23 protein-coding genes, 1 tRNA gene and 1 riboswitch are annotated in these 22,217 nt (G+C 69.7%); of the genes, 13 read left to right on the top strand and 11 right to left on the bottom strand.

The features are described 5' to 3' along the window. Positions 1–287: autotransporter domain-containing protein (locus FV233_RS30485; RefSeq protein WP_187278177.1), on the top strand; the 287-nt coding region annotated here is incomplete at its 5' end. A 506-nt stretch (positions 288–793) separates the two neighbouring features. Here the strand turns inward: FV233_RS30485 and FV233_RS20295 are convergent. Both FV233_RS20295 and FV233_RS20290 read right to left on the bottom strand, forming a co-directional pair. Further along, positions 794–868, bottom strand: a tRNA-Gly gene (locus FV233_RS20295). A 191-nt stretch (positions 869–1,059) separates the two neighbouring features. After that, positions 1,060–1,395, bottom strand: a complete 336-nt coding sequence (locus FV233_RS20290) for a flagellar protein FlaG (protein ID WP_147853446.1) — start codon at positions 1,393–1,395, stop codon at positions 1,060–1,062. A 239-nt stretch (positions 1,396–1,634) separates the two neighbouring features. Between FV233_RS20290 and FV233_RS20285 the strand changes: the two genes are divergently transcribed. After that, positions 1,635–2,168 carry a hypothetical protein gene (locus tag FV233_RS20285; protein WP_147898563.1) on the top strand — a complete coding sequence of 178 codons (534 nt, stop codon included), beginning with the start codon at positions 1,635–1,637 and terminating at the stop codon, positions 2,166–2,168. A gap of 22 nt (positions 2,169–2,190) precedes the next feature. Here the strand turns inward: FV233_RS20285 and thiC are convergent, their stop codons facing one another. After that, entirely contained in the window at positions 2,191–4,077 is a 1,887-nt protein-coding gene (thiC, locus tag FV233_RS20280; protein ID WP_147898562.1) for a phosphomethylpyrimidine synthase ThiC, read from the bottom strand. Between the two features lie 74 nt (positions 4,078–4,151). Further along, a riboswitch (TPP riboswitch) is annotated at positions 4,152–4,257 on the bottom strand. A gap of 201 nt (positions 4,258–4,458) precedes the next feature. On the opposite strand from thiC, the gene FV233_RS20275 reads away from it, so the two are divergent. The 3 genes from FV233_RS20275 (at position 4,459) to FV233_RS20265 (ending at position 6,868) form a co-directional block, all read left to right on the top strand. Continuing rightward, a complete protein-coding gene (locus FV233_RS20275) occupies positions 4,459–5,298 on the top strand; it encodes an alpha/beta hydrolase (protein WP_147898561.1) in 840 nt (279 codons plus the stop codon). A 22-nt stretch (positions 5,299–5,320) separates the two neighbouring features. Further along, positions 5,321–5,695 carry an HNH endonuclease gene (locus tag FV233_RS20270; protein WP_147898560.1) on the top strand — a complete coding sequence of 125 codons (375 nt, stop codon included), beginning with the start codon at positions 5,321–5,323 and terminating at the stop codon, positions 5,693–5,695. 105 nt (positions 5,696–5,800) lie between these two features. Then, positions 5,801–6,868: an acyltransferase family protein gene (locus FV233_RS20265; RefSeq protein WP_147898559.1), complete on the top strand. Its 1,068-nt coding sequence runs from the start codon at positions 5,801–5,803 to the stop codon at positions 6,866–6,868. A gap of 10 nt (positions 6,869–6,878) precedes the next feature. On the opposite strand, the gene FV233_RS20260 is transcribed toward FV233_RS20265, so the two are convergent. Continuing rightward, positions 6,879–7,124, bottom strand: a complete 246-nt coding sequence (locus FV233_RS20260) for a pilus assembly protein PilZ (RefSeq protein ID WP_147857463.1) — start codon at positions 7,122–7,124, stop codon at positions 6,879–6,881. A 442-nt stretch (positions 7,125–7,566) separates the two neighbouring features. Between FV233_RS20260 and FV233_RS20255 the strand changes: the two genes are divergently transcribed. Together FV233_RS20255 and FV233_RS20250 are read left to right on the top strand one after the other, a co-directional pair. Further along, a complete protein-coding gene (locus FV233_RS20255) occupies positions 7,567–7,914 on the top strand; it encodes an ATP-dependent helicase (RefSeq protein WP_246690041.1) in 348 nt (115 codons plus the stop codon). Between the two features lie 144 nt (positions 7,915–8,058). Then, positions 8,059–10,233 (top strand): transglycosylase domain-containing protein, encoded by a 2,175-nt coding sequence (locus tag FV233_RS20250; protein ID WP_147898558.1) that lies wholly within the window; start codon positions 8,059–8,061, stop codon positions 10,231–10,233. An 11-nt stretch (positions 10,234–10,244) separates the two neighbouring features. Here FV233_RS20250 and FV233_RS20245 read toward each other — a convergent pair whose 3' ends face one another. Both FV233_RS20245 and FV233_RS20240 read right to left on the bottom strand, forming a co-directional pair. Continuing rightward, positions 10,245–10,691 carry a DMT family transporter gene (locus FV233_RS20245; RefSeq protein ID WP_147856661.1) on the bottom strand — a complete coding sequence of 149 codons (447 nt, stop codon included), beginning with the start codon at positions 10,689–10,691 and terminating at the stop codon, positions 10,245–10,247. A 101-nt stretch (positions 10,692–10,792) separates the two neighbouring features. Next, the gene (locus tag FV233_RS20240; protein ID WP_147856660.1) at positions 10,793–11,632 is read right to left on the bottom strand and encodes an aldo/keto reductase; all 840 of its coding nucleotides are present in this window, start codon (positions 11,630–11,632) and stop codon (positions 10,793–10,795) included. A 264-nt stretch (positions 11,633–11,896) separates the two neighbouring features. On the opposite strand from FV233_RS20240, the gene FV233_RS20235 reads away from it, so the two are divergent. Genes FV233_RS20235 through FV233_RS20225 form a run of 3 tightly spaced genes read left to right on the top strand, consistent with a single transcriptional unit; the run spans position 11,897 to position 13,646 of the window. Further along, positions 11,897–12,973, top strand: a complete 1,077-nt coding sequence (locus FV233_RS20235) for an adenylate/guanylate cyclase domain-containing protein (RefSeq protein WP_147898557.1) — start codon at positions 11,897–11,899, stop codon at positions 12,971–12,973. After that, positions 12,973–13,176, top strand: coding sequence for a hypothetical protein (locus tag FV233_RS20230; RefSeq protein WP_147898556.1), 204 nt, complete (start codon positions 12,973–12,975; stop codon positions 13,174–13,176). The genes FV233_RS20235 and FV233_RS20230 overlap by 1 nt, the downstream gene beginning before the upstream one ends. After that, the gene (locus FV233_RS20225) at positions 13,173–13,646 is read left to right on the top strand and encodes a YaiI/YqxD family protein (protein ID WP_147898555.1); all 474 of its coding nucleotides are present in this window, start codon (positions 13,173–13,175) and stop codon (positions 13,644–13,646) included. Before FV233_RS20230 ends, FV233_RS20225 begins: the two co-directional genes overlap by 4 nt. A 50-nt stretch (positions 13,647–13,696) precedes the next feature. Here FV233_RS20225 and FV233_RS20220 read toward each other — a convergent pair whose 3' ends face one another. The 4 genes from FV233_RS20220 to FV233_RS20205 all read right to left on the bottom strand — a co-directional run bounded on the left by FV233_RS20220 (position 13,697) and on the right by FV233_RS20205 (position 17,204). After that, complete coding sequence (locus FV233_RS20220; RefSeq protein ID WP_147898554.1) at positions 13,697–14,272, bottom strand: cyclase dehydrase; 576 nt, start codon at positions 14,270–14,272, stop codon at positions 13,697–13,699. Then, positions 14,269–15,441 (bottom strand): zinc-dependent alcohol dehydrogenase, encoded by a 1,173-nt coding sequence (locus FV233_RS20215; protein WP_147898553.1) that lies wholly within the window; start codon positions 15,439–15,441, stop codon positions 14,269–14,271. The genes FV233_RS20220 and FV233_RS20215 overlap by 4 nt, the downstream gene beginning before the upstream one ends. Before the next feature lie 134 nt (positions 15,442–15,575). Beyond that, positions 15,576–16,433: a manganese catalase family protein gene (locus FV233_RS20210; protein ID WP_147898552.1), complete on the bottom strand. Its 858-nt coding sequence runs from the start codon at positions 16,431–16,433 to the stop codon at positions 15,576–15,578. Between the two features lie 417 nt (positions 16,434–16,850). Next, on the bottom strand, positions 16,851–17,204 hold the full coding sequence (locus tag FV233_RS20205; protein ID WP_147854714.1) for a helix-turn-helix domain-containing protein: 354 nt from the start codon (positions 17,202–17,204) through the stop codon (positions 16,851–16,853). Positions 17,205–17,311: 107 nt separating this feature from the next. Between FV233_RS20205 and FV233_RS20200 the strand changes: the two genes are divergently transcribed. The 3 genes from FV233_RS20200 (at position 17,312) to FV233_RS20190 (ending at position 21,226) form a co-directional block, all read left to right on the top strand. Then, on the top strand, positions 17,312–18,058 hold the full coding sequence (locus tag FV233_RS20200) for a glucose 1-dehydrogenase (RefSeq protein WP_147854715.1): 747 nt from the start codon (positions 17,312–17,314) through the stop codon (positions 18,056–18,058). 344 nt (positions 18,059–18,402) lie between these two features. Then, positions 18,403–19,200, top strand: a complete 798-nt coding sequence (locus FV233_RS20195; RefSeq protein ID WP_147898551.1) for an alpha/beta hydrolase — start codon at positions 18,403–18,405, stop codon at positions 19,198–19,200. Next, the gene (locus tag FV233_RS20190) at positions 19,190–21,226 is read left to right on the top strand and encodes a PAS domain S-box protein (protein ID WP_147898550.1); all 2,037 of its coding nucleotides are present in this window, start codon (positions 19,190–19,192) and stop codon (positions 21,224–21,226) included. The genes FV233_RS20195 and FV233_RS20190 overlap by 11 nt, the downstream gene beginning before the upstream one ends. Before the next feature lie 814 nt (positions 21,227–22,040). Here FV233_RS20190 and FV233_RS20185 read toward each other — a convergent pair. After that, positions 22,041–22,217, bottom strand: a 177-nt coding sequence (locus tag FV233_RS20185) for a BrnA antitoxin family protein (RefSeq protein ID WP_187278176.1), incomplete at its 5' end; no start/stop codon positions are given.

Genomic DNA, 22,217 nt, shown 5'->3' with positions numbered 1-22,217 from the left:
AGGCGCAGCTCGATCCGGAGGCGGCGCTGCCGGTGTCGGTGCACGCGCTCGCCGGGTACCGGCGCACCTTCGGCGACGGCGTGCCGAGCGCGGTTCTGGCGTTCCGGGGCACCGGCGCCCGGTTCGTGAGCGCGGGCCTGCCGATCGACCGCGACGCCCTGGTCGCCGAGGCCGGCCTATCGGTGCTGCTCTCCCCGGCGGCGAGCTTGGGCCTGTCCTACACCGGCCAGATCGGCGCCCGCGCCCAGGACCACGCCGCAAAGGGCGCCTTCACGGTCAGGTTCTGAACAGCCCGGGGCGGGCCTGTCGCACAGGATCGGTCCCCTGGGACCGGTCCGCCCTGACGTATGAATTTCGAGCCGACCCTGGACGGAACCGATGGCTTGGCGACCGGAACCCGACGAGATCGTGCGATGCTGCCTCACGGGACCGTTGGGGTGTCACCGGGGTAGAGCGTCACCGCGTCGGTCAAGGCGATCCGCAGGTCCGTGGGTCGGCCCCATGCCCAATCGGTCTCCGACCGGCGCGAGCGGATCGAGGCCTGCGCACCGGGACAGGCCTGGGACACGGCTTTCACAGCCGGGGCGCTCACCGAGCCCGCAAGCCCGACCGAAACCGCATCCGGTCAGCCACAGCCCCCACACGGATCTCGACGACGCAGAGCTATTCGCGGCTCGGAAATCACGGACGGAAACGAGCCTGAAGCCGACCCACCGGGCCGCGAAGACAGGTTTTTACCAATCCTCGGGAAACCAAGCGGGGTACGTGCGTACAACGGTCTTGGAAAGTTAGTTGGAGCGGGCGATCGGGATCGAACCGACGACATTCAGCTTGGGAAGCTGACGTTCTACCACTGAACTACGCCCGCGGACACGGCCGGCGCGGTGGTGTCGCGCCCACGAGGCCGGGGCCTCGCGGGTGCTCCGTGCGCCCGTGTACGAGAGCGATCTAGCAGCCCGCCAACGAGTCCGTCAAACGGGGTTTTTCCAGTTTCCGTAAGGCCGCATGTCCGCAGGTCGGACCGCGCCCAGTAAAGCTGCCTCGGCTTGAGCGGGTGGCTCAAGCTATCCGGGACAGGTTCCCCGCGGCGGCGTGCGATTCGCGGGCGGCGTCGTAGGCCCGGTTGCGCAGGGCCGTCTCGCTGGGCAGTTGCTCGACGACGTTGCCGGACCGGGAATCGACCACCTGGAACACGATCGAGCTCGTGTCCGGATCCTGGATGTAGCGCGCCTTGTCGCCGGTTGGGGTGATGTCGAGCTTGACCGCCGGCTCCAGCGGGGCGGTGGCGGCCTGCGCCGGGGTGGTGACCTGGGTGGCGGCCGGGGCGGCCGACGCCGCGAGCGATTCGAGACCCTGCGGCCCCGGCGTCGTCGCGTTGAGCGGACGGATATCCATGGCTGATCTCCTGCGATCCTGTGATCGAGGGATTCAGCGGTTCCGCCGCCTAAGCGTCCGTTAACGGACGCCCCCGGCGCAGGGGATGGTTGCGGGCCAGCCCGAGTCGCGATGAAGATCCCGTTACCGGAACGGCATCATTTTGCGATTCGTCCGGTCCTTGGTCCCGCGTGCCGCGCGGGTGGGGCGATCCGTGCCGCTGTTGCGCCACGGGGCACGGCACGCGTCCGGAGGTATCCATGCGCTGGACCCGAATGGCGATGGCGTTCCTGGTTGCGGCGTCTGCCGAGGCACCAGCGGGCAGCGTGCAGGCGCGACCAGGTTTATCACTCCGGGAGGCGTTCATCCGGCAGCATCGCTGCGCGGTCGTGGCGCGCCTCGACGCGATCCATCGGCGCGGACCCGTCGAAACGTCGCGCGATCGCTTCATCGTCGTGGCGCTGCGCGATCGGCCGATGCACTACGTCCAGTGCATCTTCCAGCCCTTCGACACCGCGATGCTGTGCGAAGCCTCGTCGGGCGCCTACGGGAAAACGGGTTTTCGGCTCCAGGCGCAATCCCAGGCCGCCCTCCGGGCCCTTCAGTATGACCAAGCCGACGGAGGAGCGAATTTCTCGCGCACCGTCATCCTCGGAGATCCTCCCGATGTCGGCATCGCCGCCGAACTGATGCTCGCGGTGCTCTACGATGCCTACGGGGCCGAGCCGGACTCGGCGATCGCGATCACGGCGCCGCGCGGCGGCGGCGCCGGATGCGGCACGCCCACGTCCTGAGCGGACGGGGCGTGCCGGCTCCTCACTCGGCCGCGTCGACGTAGAGCTTGCCGCCCTCGGCCAGGAACTCTTCCGATTTTGCCCGCATGCCGGCCTCGGCCTCGGCCTTGGACATCGCGGGTGCGGCGCCCACGACCGCGCCGGCCTCCTCCATCGCCAGCACCTCGGCGCGCAGGTCCTGCGTGATCTTCATCGAGCAGAACTTCGGCCCGCACATCGAGCAGAAATGCGCGACCTTGTGGGCGTCCTTGGGCAGGGTCTCGTCGTGGTAGCGGCGGGCCGTATCCGGATCGAGGCCCAGGTTGAACTGGTCCTCCCAGCGGAAGTCGAACCGGGCGCGGCTGAGCGCGTCGTCGCGCAGCTGGGCGGCCGGGTGGCCCTTGGCGAGGTCGGCGGCGTGGGCGGCGATCTTGTAGGTGATCACCCCGGTCTTCACGTCGTCGCGGTCCGGCAGCCCGAGGTGCTCCTTCGGGGTGACGTAGCAGAGCATCGCGGTGCCGAACCAGCCGATCATCGCGGCGCCGATGCCCGAGGTGATGTGGTCGTAGCCTGGGGCGATGTCGGTGGTCAGTGGGCCGAGGGTGTAGAACGGCGCCTCGCCGCATTCCCGCAGCTGCTTCTCCATGTTGACCTTGATCTTGTGCATCGGCACGTGGCCGGGGCCCTCGATCATCACCTGGCAGCCCTTGTCCCAGGCGATCTTGGTCAGTTCGCCCAGCGTCTCCAGCTCGCCGAACTGCGCGGCGTCATTGGCGTCGGCGATCGAGCCCGGGCGCAGACCGTCGCCCAGCGAGAACGACACGTCGTAGGCCCGCATGATGTCGCAGATCTCGTCGAAATGCTCGTACAGGAACGATTCCCGGTGCCCGGCCAGGCACCAGCGCGCCATGATCGAGCCGCCGCGTGAGACGATGCCGGTGACCCGCCGGGCGGTCAGCGGCACATAGGCCAGCCGCACGCCGGCATGGATGGTGAAGTAGTCGATGCCCTGCTCGGCCTGCTCGATCAGCGTGTCCTTGAAGACTTCCCAGTCGAGCTTGAGCGGATCGCCGCCGACCTTCTCGAGCGCCTGGTAGATCGGCACGGTTCCGATCGGCACCGGGCTGTTGCGGATGATCCACGAGCGGATGTTGTGGATGTTGCGGCCGGTGGACAGGTCCATGACCGTGTCGGCGCCCCAGCGGATCGACCAGACCAGCTTTTCCACCTCCAACGCGGCCGACGACGTGACCGCCGAGTTACCGATATTGGCGTTGATCTTGACCAGAAAATTCCGGCCGATCGCCATCGGCTCCAGCTCGGTGTGGTTGATGTTGGCCGGGATGATCGCCCGGCCGCGGGCGATCTCGTCGCGCACGAATTCGGGGGTGATGAACGGCGGCACGGAGGCCCCGAAGCTCTGGCCGTCGGCGAGGGTGGCCTCGGCGCCGGCCAGCATCGCGTCGCGGCAGGCGTTCTCGCGGTGGGCGACGTAGATCATCTCCTCGGTGATGATCCCGGCGCGGGCGAACTCGTACTGCGTCACCATCTGGCCAGGACCGGCCTTGCGGATCGTGCGGGCGGCGGGGCAGGGGTCCACGAGCTTGTCGCCGGCGAAGCCGTTATCCTCGGGCTTGACCGCCCGGGGCTCGACCGCGGTGTAGCCGCGCGCCGCGATCCAGGGCTCGCGCACGCCGGGCAGGCCGGCGGTGAGGTCGATGCGCGCGTCGGTCTCGGTATAGGGGCCCGACGGATCGTAGACCCGCACCGGCTCCTCTTTCGGATCGGACAGGACGATCTCGCGATAGGGCACGCGGATGTCCGACCGGCCGGCCGGGCTCGCATAGACCTTGCGCGATCCGGTGACCGGACCCGTGGTCACGGTCTCGGGGCTGCCTTTCACGTCCTTGGGCAGAACGGGTGCGTTCATCGTGGGCCTCTCCTCGTGTTGGAGCGCTCCGGACCACGCGATGGCTGAGATGAGATCCGGCCGCACGCACGCGGGCAGCCGTAGGTTCCCGTCCCTCCGCCGGTATGAGCCGGATCAGGTTCAAGGGTCAGGGCAGCATGCCCAATCTCAGCCCCCTTCAGGGCCCCCCTCGGAACGGTTCAAGACTCGGCCCCGGGGATGGGTTTGTCAATGCTGCGGCGAGGCGAGCGGATAACAGGCCGGTGTTGTCCGGCGGGAGAAGCTCCGGTCGCCCAAAGCCAAGAGCCCTGTGTAGGGGCAGGGCCGCCCAACCACTCATCAAAGCCGCCCTGGGCCAAACAAACTTGGCTACGATGCCCATCTTTGAACCTTCAAGGAACGATGCGCATCCTGCTCCTACTGCTGGCCGCCCTGGCGGTGCTCTACCTGGCTTGGCTCGTCGCCCTCGCGCTGTTCCAGCGGCGGCTGATCTACCCGGGCGCGGCCTGGAACGGGCAACCCGTGCGCATCCAGGCGGCACCGCCCGGGACCGAGCCGGTCACGGTAGCAACAGAGGACGGCGAGCGGCTGTTCGCCCTGTGGCGGTCGCCGCGTCCCGGCTGCGGCATCGTGATCAGCTTCCACGGCAACGGCTCCCGGCCCGAGCCGCACGCGGACCGTTTCGCGGCTGATCCGTGGCGCGCGGCCGGCTGGGGCCTGCTGGCGCCGGCCTATCGCGGCTATCCGGGCTCGACGGGCACGCCGAGCGAGCACGGCCTGATCCGCGACGGGCTCGCGGCGGTCGCGGCCGCGCGTACCCGGGCCCCGGGGGCGCCGATCCTGCTGCATGGCCATTCCCTGGGGACCGCGGTGGCGGTCGCGATCGCCGGGCAAGTCGAGGCGATCGGGCTCTACCTTGAAGCGCCCTTCGACTCGCTCGCCCATGCCGTGCGTCTGCATGTCCCGCTGGCACCGTCCTGGCTCCTGCGCGACACCTATCGCTCGGACCTGCGCATCCGCGGCGGGTCCGCGCCGATCCTGATCGTCCAGGGCGCCGACGACCCGGTGGTGCCGGCCAAGCTCGCTTGGGCGCTCGCCACGGCGGCGGGTCCCCGGGCGCAGTTCGCGCTGGTGCCGGGGGACCACGTGTCGATCTTCGGGGCCCGGGACCGCGAGGCCGAGGCGCTGTTCCGGCGGCTCGTCGGGCCGGCCTGCGGGACGGCGGATCAGGCTGTGCCCTGAAGCGGGCGGGAGGAAACAAGGTTTGGTCGGACGCCGCTCCCGGCGCTGGAATGCCGACGATCCGGAGATGCCCGGAGCGGTTGCCCGGGCGGATCCGGTCTGCCCGCTCTGCGGTCGGCCGATCCCGCCCCGCGCCCGCTCCAGCCTGCACCACCTGACCCCGAAGCTGAAGGGCGGCACCCACCAGGGCACGGTGCGGCTGCACCAGATCTGCCATTCGGCGATCCATGCCCGCTACAGCGAGGCCGAGATCGCCCGGCGGCTCGCCGACGTGGACGCGCTGCGGGACGATCCCGAGATCGCGCGGTTCCTGGCCTGGATCCGCGGCAAGCCCGACGATTTCCACGCCGCCACGCGGATGACCCGCGACCGCCGCGCGGGCAAGCGCCGGGATTGAGGCCGCCGTTTACCCGGCGCTCAGGACATCCGCAGGTTCCGCCCCACGGCCGGCAAGCCTGTCAACCTTGTCGATCCACATTGGCCCCGGTCTGGGAGCTGATCGATGGGCGGGGTAGGGGACGCGGACGGCCGGCTGGCCTGGGTCGATATCGCCAAGGGGATCTGCATCCTCCTGGTGGTGATGATGCATTCCGTCATCGGCACCGGCACGGCCCTTGGCGGCGAGGGGTTCCTGCACCCGGTGGTGGCCTTCGCCAAGCCGTTCCGGATCCCGGATTTCTTCCTGCTGTCCGGCTTGTTCCTGGGTCGGGTGATCGACCGGGACTGGCGCCTGTTCGCCGACCGCCGGGTCCTGCACTTCGCGTATTTCTACGGGCTCTGGCTGGTGATCCAGTCGGCGGCCCGCTACGGCGGCATCGTCGGGGAGGCCGGGCCGGGCGCGTTCGCCGCCCACCTCGCCCACGCGTTGGTCGAGCCCTATTCGAGCCTGTGGTTCGTCTACCTGCTGGCGGTTTTTTCCGTGGTGACCAAGGCCTTGCGCCGTTGCCCGGGGGCGCTGCTGCTGGCCGGTGCCGCCCTGCTGCAGGTCGCCGACATCCGGAGCGACGCGACCCTCGTCGAGGAGTTCTGCGGCCGCTACGTCTACTTCGTGGCGGGCTACCTGTTCGCCGGCCGGATCTTCGCCCTGGCCGACGCGGCCCGTCGGCATGTCGGCTCCGCGCTGTGCGGCCTCGCCGCCTGGGCCGTCGTGGAGGGATGGCTGGCACTGACGCCCGCCGGCGATCCGGCCTATCCCACCCTCGCCAGCCTGCCCCTCGTGAGCCTCGTCCTCGGGGCGGCCGGCGCCCTGGCGATCGTGGTCGTGGCCGCGCTGATCGAGCGGGCGGGGGGCGTCGTCGCCGAAGCTCTCCGGACCTGCGGGCAGCGCTCGATCGTGATCTATCTCGCCTTCTCGCTGCCCATGGCCGCGACCCGGGAGATCCTGGTCCGCACCGGCCTCGTGAGCGATATTGGGCTCGCGGGGCTGATCGTGATGGCGGCGGCGCTGCTGGTGCCGCTGGCGCTGGAGCGGCTGGTGCGGAACACGCCGCTCGCCCTGCTGTTCGTGCGCCCGGCCTGGTTCCGGCTGGCGGATGGGCCGCGCTCGCGCCGGTCCATTGCGGCCACGTGAGGCCGGCGGCTCACCCCTCGAACGCGATGCCGATCCGGCGGCTGCGGCGCCACGCCACGGCGGCCGGCCGCGGATCGGCCCCGTCCGTCAAACGGAGCGGGAAGCGGTCCGGCACGGCCTGGTCGTCCTCGACCTCGATCTGCGCGCCGGTCTCGGTTGCGTCCCAGACGAGGCAGCCGACTTCGCCGCAGGCGAGCAGCAGGGTACCGAACGTGAAGGCGTTCTTGCGGAATGCCCCGCGGCGATCCTCCGTCATCGCACCTTCCCTCCGGTCCCGGCCCGCGACTCCCGGGCGCGCGGAGTGAACAATGCGGCAGGGCGGTTAACAGGCCCGATAGCGCGCGGAGACTGCTATCCCTGGCTAAAACTCGATACGCGTTTGTGTCATGCCGGTCGATGCGCCGCCGCTGCGGCCTCGTCAGGATAGAACCGACCCTGACACAACCGGGCCACGGCAATCCTGCAACGCACGGCGTCGATCCCGGCTTGGCCGACGGTCGCGGCCTCGATATCGCGGGGCGGTGCCTTCCAGCCGGCGCCCCGCATCGGTAAGGCGAGCCTCACCGACGGTCCGCCCTTCGACGCCTTCGCAGGTCGGGGCCGAATTTTCATGACAAGGATCGGGCGCGTGCCGGGTTGATTACCGGGCGACGGTGCGCCGGGAGGACTCAATGCGGGATGCGTCGGCGCAGGAGCTCATGATCCTCAGCGCGCTGCAGGAATGCCGGATCCAGCTGGAGACCGCGCGCCGGGACGAGGCGAGCCGGGCCGCCGTCCGGCTCGAACTCGACGCGGCCCTGCGGCGCGAGGAGGCACTGAAGACCGAGATCGTGCACGAGCGGGAGCGCACCGAGGCCGTGCGGGTCGTCTTGCTGGCGCTCACGGCCAGCATCGGCCGGTTCGGCCTGCGCCGGAAGCTGTTCACGGCGCGCATCGCCCGTCTCGGCCGCGAGACGCCGGATTCCGGCCCGCAATCGGTCCGGCACCCGGTGCTCCTCGCCGAGGCCCGGCGGGTGCTGGGCCAGGATCCGACGGCGGCCGGTTGAAGACAACGGAGCACCCGCGCCCCGGGGGCGGGTTGCTGAACGGAACGCTAACGACCCCTTAAACCGCCGCATTTAGCGTGCCGTAACCGGGCTACGCCGCAACGCACGCGCGCGCTGGTTTCGGATCGTTCGAAGACGGGATGCATGGCCAAGGGTCGGGGCAGGATGGAGCCGAATTTCGACGTGCCCGAAGGGCGCGTCCGGGATCGCGGCGAACTCGACCTGCGCCTGTCCCGGGAAGACCGGGCCGGGACAGGGGAACGCGTGGGCAAGCGAGCGGACGAGACGGCGCGGGCTCCGGCCAAGACGGCGCCACGCCGGACCCAAAAGAAGTCCGGCCGGCGCCGGCGCTCGTGGCTCAGCCGGATCGCCTATGGCAGCGTGGTGCTCGGCCTGTGGGCGGTGATCGGCGTCGCCGGCCTCATCGCCTACCATGCCTCGCAGCTGCCGCCGATCGACCAGCTCGCGGTGCCCAAGCGCCCGCCCAACATCGCCATCCTGGCGAGCGACGGCTCGCTGCTGGCCAACCGGGGTGAGACCGGCGGCCGGGTGGTCTCGATCAAGGAGCTGCCGCCCTACCTGCCCCGCGCCTTCGTGGCGATCGAGGACCGGCGGTTCTACCAGCACTTCGGCGTCGACCCGGTCGGCATCCTCCGGGCGATCGGCCAGAACCTGACGCGCCGCGGCGTCGCGCAGGGCGGCTCGACGCTGACCCAGCAGCTCGCCAAGAACCTGTTCCTGACCCCCGAGCGCTCGGCCTCGCGAAAGATCCAGGAGGCGATCCTCGCCCTGTGGCTGGAGCACAAGTACAGCAAGGACGAGATCCTCGAACTGTACCTGAACCGGGTCTATTTCGGCGCCGGCGCCTACGGCGTCGAGGCCGCGGCGCAGCGCTACTTCGGCAAGCCCGCCAAGGAGGTGTCGCTGGCCCAGGCCGCGATGCTCGGCGGCCTCGTCCAGGCGCCCTCGCGGCTCGCCCCCAACCGCAACCTGCCCGCCGCCCAGGCCCGCGCCGCCCAGGTGCTGGCCGCCATGCAGGAACTCGGCTTCGTCCCGGCGCAGGACGCCAAGGTGGCGCTCGCCCAGCCGGCCCGGCCCGCCAACGCACGCGGCGGCGGCTCGGCCAACTACGTCGCCGACCTCGTGATGGACGTGCTCGATGATTACGTCGGCAAGTTCGACACCGACATCACGGTCCAGACCACCGTCGACACCGGCCTGCAGGGGCTCGCCGAGAAGGCGCTCACCGACGAGCTGAACGCCAAGGGCACGCGGTTCAACGTCGGCCAGGGCGCCCTGGTCTCGATGCGGCCCGATGGGGCGATCCGTGCGCTGATCGGCGGGCGCGACTACGCGCAGAGCCAGTTCAACCGGGCGACCACCGCCAAGCGGCAACCCGGCTCCTCGTTCAAGCCGTTCGTCTACCTCGCCGCCGTGGAGCACGGGGCGACGCCCGAGACCGTCAAGGACGACGCGCCGATCCGGATCGGCACCTGGGCGCCCGAGAACTACTCGCACCGCTACGAGGGCCCGGTCACCCTGCGCATGGCGCTGGCGCACTCGCTCAACACGGTGGCGGTGCGGCTCGGCCAGGAGGTCGGCCCGAAGACGGTGGTGCAGACGGCGCAGCGCCTCGGCATCACCTCGCCGCTCCAGGCCAACGGCTCGATCGCGCTCGGCACCTCCGAGGTGACCCTGCTGGAGATGGTCGGCGCCTACGGGGCCTTCGCCAACGGCGGCACCGGCGTGATCCCCTACGTGGTCACCTCCGTGAAGAGCGCCGCCGGCAAGATGCTGTACAAGCGTTCCGACAACGGCCTCGGCCGGGTCATCGACGCCAACGCCGACGGCATGATGAACGCGATGATGCACGAGACCTTCGTGTCGGGCACCGCCAAGAAAGCCGACATCCCGGGCTGGGAGCTCGCGGGCAAGACCGGCACCACCCAGGATTTCCGGGACGCCTGGTTCATCGGCTACTCGGGTACCCTCGTCACCGGGATCTGGCTCGGCAACGACGACGGCGAGCTGACCAAGAAGGTCACCGGCGGCAACCTGCCGGCGGAGATCTGGAAGACCTACATGACCCAGGCGCTGAAGGGCCAGAACCCGGTTCCGCTGCCGGGCCTGAACCGCTGGCGCAAGCCGCCGCCCGAGACCACGGCCTCCGTGGCGAGCGCGGCGCCGAGCGGCCCGACCGACATCCTCGGCCAGATTTTTGGGGATCCGGCCGCGCCTCGCCAGCAGGCCCCCGCGCGCCGGGCGGCCCCGAAGGACGACCGAAACTTCGTCGAGAAGCTGTTCGGGATCGGCGAGTAAGCCGGTCCGGCTCAGCGCCGGATCAAGACCACGCCGCCGATCAGCAGCGCGACGCCGAGCGCCCGCGGCAGGTCGATCGGCCGCTGGGCGAGGCCGAGCCAGCCATAATGGTCGAAGATCACCGAGGCCAGCATCTGGCCGGTGACCAGGAGCGCCAGAAAAGTTCCGGCCCCGAGCTGCGGGACCAGAACGATGCCGAGGCCGATGAAGATCGCCCCGAACATGCCGCCGCTCCACGCCCACCAGGGGATCCGCGCCAGAACCCCGGCGGACGGGATCGGGTCGCGGGCCACGAGGGCGAAGACGATCATGCAGGCCACCCCGGCCGTGAAGCTCACGACGCCCGACAGCGCCGACGAGTTGAGGGCCGTGCGCAGGTTCGCGTTCAGCGCCTGCTGGATGACGATGCTGACGCCCGCCGTGAGGGCGAGCGCCGAGGGCAGAAGCAGTTTCAGCATGACGGTCGGGGGCTTTCGGACGGCGTGCGCGTGACGGCCGCGGTACAGCGATTCCGCGCCCCCCGCCACACGCCTCGACGGAATCCCGCAACCCCCGCCGCTCACAGCATCGGCAGCATCCGGGGCCGCGGCCCGCGGGGGAAATGCGCGTCGATCATGGCGATCTCGGCTGGGCCGAGATGCAGGTCCGCGGCGCCCGCGTTCTCGATCGCCCGCGCCGGCCGGCCGGTCTTGGGGATCGTGAAGGTCGCCGGCAACCGGGTCAGGAAGGCCAGGGCCACCGCGTAGGGCGTCGTGCCGTGGGCGCTGGCGATGCCGTCGAGCACGCGGCCGCCGGCGCTGGCGGGGTCGGGGAACTCGCCGCTGCCGAACGGCGAGTAGCCGACCATCGCGACGCCGTGCTTCTCGCACCACGGCAGCACCGCGTGCTCGATCGCCCGCTCGTTGAGGTGGTACAGAACCTGGTTGCAGGCGATCCGGTCCGGCCCGGCGATGGCCAGCACCCGGTCGAGGTCGTCCACGTCGAAGTTGCTCAAGCCCCAGGACAGGATCTTGCCGGCCCGGCGCAGGTCTTCGAACCCCGCGATCGTCTCGGCCAGGGGATGCTGGCCGGGCCAGTGCAGCAGGTAGCTGTCGAGCCGGTCGGTCCTCAGCCGCCGCAGGGAGGCCTCGCAGGCCCGCACGACGCCGCGGCGCGTGGCGTTGCCCGGGACCACCTTCGAGACCAAGAACACCTCCTCGCGGCAATCCACGATCGCCTCGGCCACGATCGCCTCGGCGTCGCCGTACATCTCGGCGGTATCGATATGCGTCATGCCGGCATCGATGCCGGCCCGCAGGGCGCGCACGGCGTCGGCCCTGTCCGAGCCGTCGATGTGCCACGTGCCCTGGCCGATGACCGGCACCGAGACGCGCGTCGCCCCGAAGCTTCTGGCGTACATGGCAGCGCTCCCTTCCGGCCGCGCGGGGTCTCGTTCTGATCGTCCGACCGACCCGACCGAGCCGGTCCGCGGACCCCGCTGCGCCTTACTCGCGCCATCTTGGGGGGATGAGCAATGGGCCGTCGCCGCTCCGGTGTTGAACTTTAGGCCAGTGTCTCACACCGCGCTCAACGAGGCCGCCAGAGGGCCTGCCCGGTTGCCCGCGCGGGCCTGGAGCGCCCCGTGCGGTGGCGCCGCCGAGCCGACCCTGGGGGGGACGCGCTGATGCTGCCGGCTCACCGGATGTTCTGGTCGCTGATCCTCCTGGCCGCCGCCGGCGCCGGGCTGCTCTACAACGTCATCTTCGCCGATGCCGCCGCGCCGCTCGCCGGCTTCACCTACGGCCTGTGCATGGGCGCCACCGTGCTGGCCTTCGACCGCGGCCTGATCCTGGCCGGGTTGCAGGCCCGGATCCGGCGGCTCCCGGCCTGGCTCTACGTCATCGCGGCCGAGCTGGCCTACGTGCTGATGATCGTGGCCGGCAACGCGCTGGGCGGCCTGATCGTGTGGAGCTTCGGCCTGACCGGCGACGAACTCGCGGTGGCGACCCGGATGACCGCCCGCGTCCTCGCCTACGCGCTGGCGGTGGCCGGCCTTCTGGTCTTCGTCATCCGCATGCGCGACCTCGTCGGTGGCGAGATCTTCGTGAACTTCATGATCGGCCGCTATCACAAGCCGGTGGCCGAGGAGCGGATCTTCCTGTTCCTCGACGTAGTCGGATCGACCGCCTTCGCGGAAGCGCACGGCGATCTGCGCGCGCAGGAATATCTCAGCGCGGTCTTCGCCACGCTGGCCGAGCCGGTGCGCCGCAACGGCGGGTCCGTGGACGACTATATCGGCGACCTCGCCATGGTGACCTGGCCGATGAGCCGCGGACTGAAGGACGCGCGCTGCGTCACCTGCGTGTTCGACGTCATCGACCGGATCGAGGCCGACAAGGCCGCGTGGACCGCCCGGTTCGGCACGGTGCCGAAGCTGCGCGCCGCGCTGCATGGCGGCTCGGTGGTCACCGCCGAAGTCGGCGTCGATCGCCACAAGATCGCGTATTTCGGCGACGCCGTGAACGTGACCTCGCGGATCGAGGCCCTGTGCCGGCCGCTCGGGGTCGGCATCCTGATCTCGCAGGATCTCCTGGGCCGGTTGCCGCGCCTGCCGGCGGGCGTGCGGGCGCGCTCGCTCGGCGCCCACGCCCTGCGCGGCCGCGGCGCACCGCTGTCGGTGGCGACGCTGGAGCGCGGTGACGAGGCCGGAACCGCGGTGACCGAGGAGCCGGCCCCGCGCAAGGTCGCGGCGATCCGCTGATGGCAGCAGCCCAGGCCAGACCCCGGACCGTCTTGGTTGTCGTCAAGATGGCCGTGCGCTTCGGCTTTCCGCTGCTCGGGCTGATCGTCATCGGCCGCGCGGTGGTGCTGTCGATCGGCGGCGATATCGAGCGCTGGCAGTTCGCCCTCGGGGCGCTCCTGATCCTGGCGGGCTTCACCTCCAAGCTGGTGCCCCAGCGATGAGCACTCCGGAAAACCGGCCGACGATCTATCTCGATGCCGATGCCTGCCCGGTGAAGGACGAGACCTACCGGGTGGCCGCGCGCTACGGCCTCACCGTCTACGTCGTCGCCAACAGCGTGCTCAACCTGCCGCGCGAGCCCTGGATCGTACGCGTCGTCGTCGGTTCCGCCCTCGACGCCGCCGACGACTGGATCGCGGAGCGGGCCGGGCGCGGCAGCATCGTGCTCACCGCCGACGTGCCGCTCGCCGCCCGCTGCGTGAAGGCCGGCGCCACGGTCCTGGCCTTCACCGGCAAGCCGTTCAGCGAGTCTTCGATCGGCATGGCGCTGGCCACCCGCGACCTGATGCAATCCCTGCGTGAGGCCGGCACGATCACGGGCGGTCCGGCGCCGTACTCCCGCGCCGACCGCTCGACGTTCCTCTCGGCCCTCGACCGGGCGGTGATGCGGATCCTGCGGGAACGGCCCTAATCCATGGTGCCGCATATCCGAGCCGGCGGCCACCCTTTCGGAACGATGCTTCAGCTCCCCGGCCCGACGCGCTCGCCCGACCACGGCCGCAGCGGCTCCGGGATGCGGAAATCCGCCGGCGGCTCGAAGTCGGAGGCGGCGCCACGCATGCTCCGGGCGCCACGCGGGAAGCCGCTCCGGTCGCCGTAATCGAAGGTCCCGGGGGGTGACAGGCGCTTCTGCCCGATCAGCCCTTGCGCAAATAGGACGTCGAGGACCGTCACCCCCGCCACGGCGGCGGTCGCGGCGGCGAGGTTCGTGCGCTTCGGGTTGTCGCCTTCGAAGCCGGTCGCCAGCGTGGCGAGATCCAGCGCGTCGCCGCCGACGCGCCCGATGATCCAGGGCGTCGGATCGTGGCTCATGAGGATCGCGACGCCGGTGGCGACCTCACGGACGCCGTAGGCTTGCACCAACGATTCCCGGCCGCGCAGGCCGAGTGCCCGGCACAGGCCGCGCGGCGCCGTCAGCTCCAGGAGGCCGAGGCCGATCGAGAACCAGCCGAGCCCGCGCGCCAGCGCGTCGTGCCCGGTCTCGGGACCGCGCCCCGGTGCACCCCGGGTCGCCTGCGAATGCTGTCTGGCGCTCATGGCCGGATCACCACCTTGATGCAGCCGTCCTGCTTGTCGCGGAACACCCGATACATCTCCGGGCCGTCCTCCAGCCCGATGGTGTGGGTGATGACGAAGGACGGATCGATCTGCCCGGCCTCGATCCGCCGCAGCAGGTCCGGTGTCCACCTGTTGACGTGCGTCTGCCCGGTGCGGACCGTCAGGCCCTTGTTCATCAGCGCGCCGATGGGAAACTTGTCGATCAGGCCGCCATACACGCCCGGGACCGAGAGCACGCCGGCCGGACGGCAGACCATGATCATCTGGCGCAGCACGTGGGCCCGGTCGGTCTCGAGCATCATCGCCTGCTTGGCCCGGTCGTAGACCGCATCGACCGCGCCCATGGCATGGGCTTCGAGCCCGACGGCGTCGATGCACTTCTCCGGGCCCCTGCCGTCGGTCATGTCGTTCAGGCGGCCGACGATGTTGGATTCCGTGTTGTAGTCGATCACCTCGGCACCCCCGGCCTCGGCCATCCTCAGGCGCTCCGGAACGCGGTCGATCGCGATGACGCGTTTCGCGCCGAGCAGGATCGCCGAGCGGATTGCCATCTGGCCGACGGCGCCGCAGCCCCAGATCGCCACCGTGTCGGTCGGCTGGATGTCGCACTGGACCGCGCCCTGCCACCCGGTCGGGAAGACGTCGGACAGGAACAGGAGCTTTTCGTCGGAGATGCCGTCCGGCACCTTGATGTGCGTCGCGTCGGCATACGGCACGCGCAGGTACTCGGCCTGGCCGCCCGCGTAGCCGCCGGTGAGATGGGTGTAGCCGAACAGGCCGGCGGTGGTGTGCCCGAACGCGGTATCGCCGAGCGCCTTGTTGCGGTTGGAGCGCTCGCACACCGAAAAGTTGCCCCGCCGGCACTGGTCGCACTGGCCGCAGGTGATGGTGAACGGCACGACGATCCTGTCGCCGGCCTTCAGGGCCTTGTTGTCCTTGCCGACCTCGACGACTTCACCCATGGCTTCGTGGCCCAGGATGTCGCCCGACTTCATGCCCGGCATGAAGTGGTCGTAGAGGTGCAGGTCCGAGCCGCAGATCGCGCAGCTCGTCACCTTGATGATCGCATCGCGCCCGTCCTCAATCTCGGGGTCCGGGACCGTGTCGCAGCGGACGTCACGCGTGCCGTGCCAGACCAGTGCCTTCATGGGGGCGTTCTTCCCGCTTCTGTTCGTCGTCCGATCGTCGTCGGACCGGCCGGAACTCCGGAGTTTTTCTGTCCGCAGGCCCTGATTGTGCCCCGGGGCCGGACTCCGCGCCCCGGCCCTGGGGAGCTGAGCGATCAGCCGATCTGCTGGGACTGGGCGGCGCTGTCGGGCCGTGCCGGGCCGAGCACCGGCTCCTGACCCATCGGCTGGTTCTGGACGATGCTGTATTCGCCCTTGCCGTCGAGGGACGGGCCCTGGGTCCAGCGGCCTTCGGGCGGCGGCGAGCCGTCGGCCGAGGACGAGAAGTAGTTGTAGCTGAACTTCTGGTTCTCCTTCTCCTGCGGGAAGGAGTTCGGGATCGGCAGGGTGCCGGCATGGCCGCCCAGCTCCTCGATCACCGCCAGCCATTGCTGCTGGTGCATCGTGTCCCGGGCGATGAGGAAGCTCCACATGTCGCGCATGCCGGGATCGTTGGTCGCGTTGTACAGCCGCACGGCCAGCACCCGGCCGGTGCTCTCGGCGGCGACGTTGCAGTACATGTCGGCGGCGATGTTGCCGCTGGCGTAGACGTGGCTCATGTCGAAGGGCAGGCCGTCGGAATTGCCCGGGAAAGCCGCCATGCCGGCGGACAGCAGGGTCTTGTGCAGCATGCCCTCGGCGACGTGGCGCGGGTTCTCGCCGCCCATCACGGCGCCGACGATCGCGTCGGCGGCGCCCGCCTCCTGCACCTTGGTCGGGGCGGTCTCGAGGTTCATCGCCACCGCGGTGGCGAGCATCTCGATATGGCCCAGCTCCTCCGTGGCGGTGTTGAGCAGCATGTCGCGATACTTCGTGGTCGGCGCGCGATTGCCCCACGCCTGGAAGAAATACTGCATACAGACTCGGATCTCGCCTTCGATCCCGCCGATCGCCTGCTGAAGCATCCGTGCGTAGATCGGGTCCGGGCTATCGACCTTGACCGGGTATTGGAGGCGCTTGTCGAGGTAGTACATGCGGTTTGCTCCTCGCGCTGATGATGGGCGCCGGCTTTAGGCGCGCAAACTGGTGCGGGCTCGATACCGTCGGGGTATCCCGCCGCGCTATCCGATCAACCGCGTTTGGCGGGATCGGTTCAGTATTTCTTGCGATCAGGATGCGCTTTTTGCGCCGCCAATGACCATCTTGAAGAGCAGAAACCAAACGATGTTAGTTTTGCAGCCAATTGCCGCGCTTAAGTCGGCGCGATAGACAAACATATGTTGCGCCATGCGCTCGGGTTGCCGTCGGCGCGGCGAACAAACGTGTGCGTGAGCCGGCAATGAGGCTGCGGCGAGCCTCGGCCGTTGCTGGCCGTCTGGGGGAGGGGATCTTGTCTACGGACCGACCCGGACGGGCGGCGCGGCCGGGTCGGCGGTCTTTGATGCCGAACGTTACGCGTCGGGCCCGCGCGCGTGTTTGCAGGCGTCCGACGCGTAGGCGTTGATGATCGCCGCCAGCAGGCCCGGAAACCGCGCCTCCACCTCGGCGCAGCGCGAGTGGTTGCGCATCTCCACCCCGTGGCGCTCGCTCCGGATCAGGCCGGCCTCGCGCAGCACCTTGAAGTGCGTGGACAGCGACGATTTCGGGATGACCCGATCGCCCAGCGCGGAGACGGCCGAGCAGGCCTCGACGCAACCCGTCCGCATGATCCGCGCGAAGATCGCCGCCCGGTTCGGATCGGACAGGGCGTGGAGGATCGCCTCCGGTTGGATGTCCTCGATGGCGGGGTGAAACAGCGGCCTCATGATTTTCGCATGTGGGGTCTTGATCCGCGCCTCGTTAGTTCCGAATTTCCGAACTATGGGACTGAGGTGGCCATACCGGCGCCGGTCCCGGGTCGAGGTTAGCACACATGTCGAAGCTCGAGGGCAAGGTCGCCGTGGTCACCGGCGCATCGAAGGGCATCGGAGCCGGGATCGCCAAGGCGCTGGCGCGGGAGGGCGCCGCGGTCGTGGTCAATTATGCGAGCAGCCGGGCGGATGCCGAGGCCGTGGCCGCGGCCATCACCGCGGAGGGCGGCAAGGCCGTCGCGGTGCAGGGCGACGTGTCCAAGGCTGGGCAGGCGCAGGGCCTGATCGCGGCGGCCGTGGAACAGTTCGGCCGGCTCGACGTGCTGGTCAACAATTCCGGCGTCTACGAATTCGCGACGCTGGAGGAGATCACGGAGGCGCATTACCGCCGGCTGTTCGACGTCAACGTGCTGGGCGTCCTGTTGACCAGCCAGGCCGCCGCGCCGCATCTCGGCGAGGGCGCGAGCATCATCAACATCTCGTCGGCCATCACCCACGTGCACACACCCGCCGCCGCGGCCTATGCCGGGACCAAGGGTGCGCTGAACGCGATCTCAGGCGTCCTGGCCAACGAGCTGGCGCCCCGCCGGATACGCGTGAACGTGGTCAGCCCGGGCTTCGTGGTGACCGAGGGCACGCACACGGCCGGCATCGTCGGCTCCGAGATGGAGGCCGGCTTCATCGCCCAGACGCCGCTCGGCCGCGCCGGACGTCCGGACGACATCGCCGGCGTGGTCACGTTCCTGGCCTCCGACGACGCCCGCTGGTTGACCGGCGAGGTGATCACCGCCAGCGGCGGAATCCGCTGACGCACTCCGCTACCCCGCGCGGTCGTCGGCTGCGGCGGCCGCGCGGGATCCTGAGCCGGTGATGCGCGGATCGCAGGCACGTGGCCGGGGAGCCAGTGCAGCGGAAGGATCGACCGGGACAGCGGCTCCTGAGGTTCGGGACAACGCGCAGGCCTCGGCGCACAGCCGAGACGGCCGCCAGTCCCAGGACAGCGCCCAGGCTTATCCGAGGGCGCGGGGTGCTCGCCGCCGTGAGCGATGCTCGCCGCGTCGAACCGAGCGTTCCATGACGGGCTCAGTGACCCTCCGGATTGCTTCGCGATCGGAAACGGCCTTAGACCGGAACGCGATCGAAGGGAGCGGACGTGTCGGTCCTCCAACGTCACAATGTGCGGGTCGCGGGATCCGGCGAGACCGCCATGGTCTTCGCCCACGGGTTCGGCTGCGACCAGAACATGTGGCGCTTCGTGGCGCCCGCGTTCGAGGACCGGTTCCGGACTGTCCTGTTCGACCATGTCGGCGCCGGCGGGTCGGACCTGTCGGCCTACGACCCGGCGAAATACGCAACCCTGGCGGGCTACGCCGACGACGTCGTGGCGCTGTCGCGCGCGCTCGGCGTGAAGGGCGGCGTGTTCGTCGGCCATTCGGTGAGCGCGATGATCGGCATCCTTGCCTGGAAGCGGGCGCCGGACCTGTTCGACAGCCTCGTCCTGGTCTGCCCGTCGCCGCGCTACGTCGACGACGGCGATTACGTCGGCGGTTTCAGCCAGGCGCAGGTGGAGGAACTGCTCGACTTCCTCGACAGCAACCACATGGGATGGTCGCACGCGATGGCCCCGGCGATCATGGGCAACCCCGACCGGCCGGAACTCGGGCAGGAACTGACCAACAGCTTCTGCCGCACGGATCCCGAGATCGCCAAGCGCTTCGCCCGGACCACCTTCCTGTCGGACAACCGGGCCGACCTGGATGGCGTCACCGCCCGCTGCCTCGTCATCCAGTGCTCGGACGACATCGTCGCGCCGCAGCAGGTCGGCGCGTACGTCCATCACAAGCTACCGAACAGCACGCTGGTCCATTTCGAGGCGTCGGGACATTGCCCGAACCTGAGCGCCCCGGAGGAGACCATCGCGGCGATCGAGGCCTTCGTCCTTGGCGGTTGAGGGCGACGCGCCGCACTGCGCTTCCGGGCCGGCCGTCGACGACCTCGAAGACCTCTTCGAGAACGCCCCGTGCGGCTACGCCTCGGCCCTGCCGGACGGGCGGTTCTCACGGGTCAACCGGACGCTGGCCGATTGGCTGGGCTATCAGGCCGCGGATCTCGTCGGACGCAGGTTCCTCGACCTGCTGACCATTGCGGGCAAGGTCTACTACGAGACCCATTTCGCCCCGGTTCTGCGCCTGCAGGGATCGTTCAAGGAGGTGGCGTTCGATCTCGTGCGGAGCGACGGCACGGCGTTGCCGGTCATCGCCAACGCGGTCGTCCGCCGGGACGACGCGGGCGCCATCCGCTTCATCCGGATCACGGTGTTCGATGCCTCGGACCGCCGCCGCTACGAGCGTGACCTTCTGGAGGCCCGCCGCAACGCGGACCAGGCCCGGATCGCCCTGCAGGACCTCAATCAGACGCTGGAGGTCCGGGTGGCGGAACGCGCCCGCGCCCTCGACCGGGCGTGGCGGCTCTCTCCGGATCTGCTCGTGATGGCGGATGCCGATGGCGTCGTGGCGGCCGTGAATGCCGCCTGGACGACCCTGCTCGGCTGGGGCGCAGTCGATCTCGTCGGGCAGAAGGTCTTCGCCTTCATCCACCCGGACGACCTCGCTGCGGCCCACGCTGCCTTGGCCGGCATCGTGACGGCTCCCGTGAGCGTCCCGTTCGAGTCCCGTCTGCGGCACGCGGACGGGAGTTATCGCCGCTTCGCCTGGACGGGGGCGTTCGAGGACGGGCAGATCTATGGCACCGGCCGGCATACCACCGCACAGCACGAGCAGGCCGACGCGCTGCGCCGGGCGGAGGAGGCGCTGCGCCAGTCGCAGAAGCTGGAGGCGGTCGGCCAGCTCACCGGCGGCGTCGCCCACGACTTCAACAACCTGCTGACCATCATCCGCTCGTCGGTGGATTTCCTACGCCGTCCCGACCTGCCGGCCGACCGGCGCGACCGCTACATGGATGCCGTGTCCGACACGGTCGACCGCGCCACGAAGCTGACGAGCCAGCTATTGGCCTTCGCCCGGCGCCAGACGCTCAAGCCCGAGGCGTTCGAAGTCGGCGAGCGCCTGCGCGGCGTCGCCGACATGCTCGACACCCTGACGGGTGCGCGCATCCAGGTGCGCACCGAACTGCCGGCCGAACCCTGCTACGTGAAAGCCGATCTCAGCCAGTTCGAGACCGCCCTGGTCAACATGGCGGTCAACGCCCGCGACGCCATGGACGGCGCAGGTACGCTCACGCTTCGGCTGACCTGTGCGAGCGCCCTGCCGCCGATCCGCGGCCACGCGGCCGCCCTGGGTCCGTTCGCGGCGGTGTCGCTCACCGATACCGGCACCGGCATCGCACCGGACATGCTCAGCCGTATCTTCGAGCCGTTCTACACCACCAAGGAAGTGGGCAAGGGCACCGGACTGGGGCTCAGCCAAGTGTTCGGCTTCGCCAAGCAATCCGGCGGCGACGTCGAGGTCCACAGCGTCGTCGGAGGTGGCACGACCTTCACGCTTTACCTGCCGGAGATCGACATCGTGGCACCGGAGGACCTTGCGGTGCCGTATCTCCGCGAGGGTTTCCCGTCGGGCGGCGGCCAGCACGTCCTGATCGTCGAGGACAACGTCGAGGTCGGGCGCTTCGCCACCCAGATCCTGGAGGATATCGGCTACCGGGCGACCTGGGCGGCGAACGCCGAGGATGCGATCGAGAAGCTCGGCCCGGACGGCGCCGGATACGACGCAGTGTTCTCCGACGTGGTGATGCCCGGCATGGGCGGCATCGCGCTGGCGCGGCTGCTCCAGCGCCGGATGCCGAAACTCCCGGTGCTGCTCGCGACCGGCTACAGCCATGTCCTGGCCCAGGACGGGCTGCACGGCTTCGAGCTGATCCACAAGCCATACTCGGCCGATCAACTCGGCCGCATTCTCGGCCGCGTGCTGTCGCCAACGTTCGGGCAAACGATGACGGCGATCGAGCCGCGAGGGTAACGGTCCGGCTCAGAGACGCAGGCTAGGTCCGACGGTATGCGCCAATCACTCGTCAGGATGGCAAATTTCCGCAGACGCTTCAGCCCCCACTCTGTCATCCCGGGGCGCCGCAGGCGCGCCCGGGATCCAGATCCGCAGGCAGCGCAAGTCATTGATCCAACAATGGTTCTTGATCCAGGGTTCAGCTTCGCGGCCCCGGGATGACGGGCTGTCTTCAGAACGGCCTCTACATGGGACAGGGGTCGCAGGCCAAGCGGGACGGTCATATGCAGACCACCACGGCAAACACCTTGAAAGGGCTGGGACCCGCACCTTCCGCAGAAGCATATGTGGGCAACTGCTTGCCAACCGGATCGCGTGTTCGCCCTCTGCCATTACCTTCGGCCCCGACTTTCGGGAATGTCCCGTTTTTGGTCAGGGAGAGGAAGGTCCCGAGCGCGCCGCATCCTCTGCCCGGAGCGGCGAACCGGAAGACCCCGAATCCGGGGATCGGGTCGGCAGGGCGCTGATCGGAACCAGGCCAAGATCCCGCTCTGTCCTGGTGGTCCGACAACCGGCACGATGCGCGAGGCCGCTCGCTACCCAATCTGAAGCCGGTTCACCGTAAACTGCCACGTGGACGCGGGCACCATGAGGCCGGCCCGGCGTATCAGCGCAACACCGCACGCCAAGACCTTCGGGGGACGAGCACAGCCCACGGACCCCGTCATAAGCGGTCGGCCGGCTCGGATGGAATCGACGGCGCGCGCAAGCGGCCGCGAACCCCCGGCGCCTTCGAGGAACCCGCCATCGAACCGGGAAGTCCCGATCCGCTCTACGCGTCGTCAGCGGGAACGAGGGTCTTCAGCGCCTCGTTGACGCGGTCCTGCCAGCCCGGGCCGTCCTTCTGGAAATGGGCCAGCACGGCGCTGTCGAGGCGCAGGGTGACCATCTCGCGCGTGCCCGGGACCGCCGTCGGGCGGGGAGCCGACGGCGCGGGTGGTGGAGGGGC

The sequence above is a fragment of the Methylobacterium sp. WL7 genome (genome assembly GCF_008040085.1).
Classification (GTDB): Bacteria; Pseudomonadota; Alphaproteobacteria; order Rhizobiales; family Beijerinckiaceae; genus Methylobacterium; species Methylobacterium mesophilicum.
This window is presented reverse-complemented; position numbering and strand designations above follow the sequence as displayed.

What these genes read in the sequence shown, in the direction of transcription:
- FV233_RS20290 (WP_147853446.1), bottom strand. Translation starts at nt 1,395, where the DNA reads ATGGATATCCGTCCGCTCAACGCGACGACGCCGGGGCCGCAGGGTCTC.
- FV233_RS20285 (WP_147898563.1), top strand. Translation starts at nt 1,635, where the DNA reads ATGCGCTGGACCCGAATGGCGATGGCGTTCCTGGTTGCGGCGTCTGCC.
- thiC (WP_147898562.1), bottom strand. Translation starts at nt 4,077, where the DNA reads ATGAACGCACCCGTTCTGCCCAAGGACGTGAAAGGCAGCCCCGAGACC.
- FV233_RS20275 (WP_147898561.1), top strand. Translation starts at nt 4,459, where the DNA reads ATGCGCATCCTGCTCCTACTGCTGGCCGCCCTGGCGGTGCTCTACCTG.
- FV233_RS20265 (WP_147898559.1), top strand. Translation starts at nt 5,801, where the DNA reads ATGGGCGGGGTAGGGGACGCGGACGGCCGGCTGGCCTGGGTCGATATC.
- FV233_RS20260 (WP_147857463.1), bottom strand. Translation starts at nt 7,124, where the DNA reads ATGACGGAGGATCGCCGCGGGGCATTCCGCAAGAACGCCTTCACGTTC.
- FV233_RS20255 (WP_246690041.1), top strand. Translation starts at nt 7,567, where the DNA reads ATGATCCTCAGCGCGCTGCAGGAATGCCGGATCCAGCTGGAGACCGCG.
- FV233_RS20250 (WP_147898558.1), top strand. Translation starts at nt 8,059, where the DNA reads ATGGCCAAGGGTCGGGGCAGGATGGAGCCGAATTTCGACGTGCCCGAA.
- FV233_RS20245 (WP_147856661.1), bottom strand. Translation starts at nt 10,691, where the DNA reads ATGCTGAAACTGCTTCTGCCCTCGGCGCTCGCCCTCACGGCGGGCGTC.
- FV233_RS20240 (WP_147856660.1), bottom strand. Translation starts at nt 11,632, where the DNA reads ATGTACGCCAGAAGCTTCGGGGCGACGCGCGTCTCGGTGCCGGTCATC.
- FV233_RS20235 (WP_147898557.1), top strand. Translation starts at nt 11,897, where the DNA reads ATGCTGCCGGCTCACCGGATGTTCTGGTCGCTGATCCTCCTGGCCGCC.
- FV233_RS20230 (WP_147898556.1), top strand. Translation starts at nt 12,973, where the DNA reads ATGGCAGCAGCCCAGGCCAGACCCCGGACCGTCTTGGTTGTCGTCAAG.
- FV233_RS20225 (WP_147898555.1), top strand. Translation starts at nt 13,173, where the DNA reads ATGAGCACTCCGGAAAACCGGCCGACGATCTATCTCGATGCCGATGCC.
- FV233_RS20220 (WP_147898554.1), bottom strand. Translation starts at nt 14,272, where the DNA reads ATGAGCGCCAGACAGCATTCGCAGGCGACCCGGGGTGCACCGGGGCGC.
- FV233_RS20215 (WP_147898553.1), bottom strand. Translation starts at nt 15,441, where the DNA reads ATGAAGGCACTGGTCTGGCACGGCACGCGTGACGTCCGCTGCGACACG.
- FV233_RS20210 (WP_147898552.1), bottom strand. Translation starts at nt 16,433, where the DNA reads ATGTACTACCTCGACAAGCGCCTCCAATACCCGGTCAAGGTCGATAGC.
- FV233_RS20205 (WP_147854714.1), bottom strand. Translation starts at nt 17,204, where the DNA reads ATGAGGCCGCTGTTTCACCCCGCCATCGAGGACATCCAACCGGAGGCG.
- FV233_RS20200 (WP_147854715.1), top strand. Translation starts at nt 17,312, where the DNA reads ATGTCGAAGCTCGAGGGCAAGGTCGCCGTGGTCACCGGCGCATCGAAG.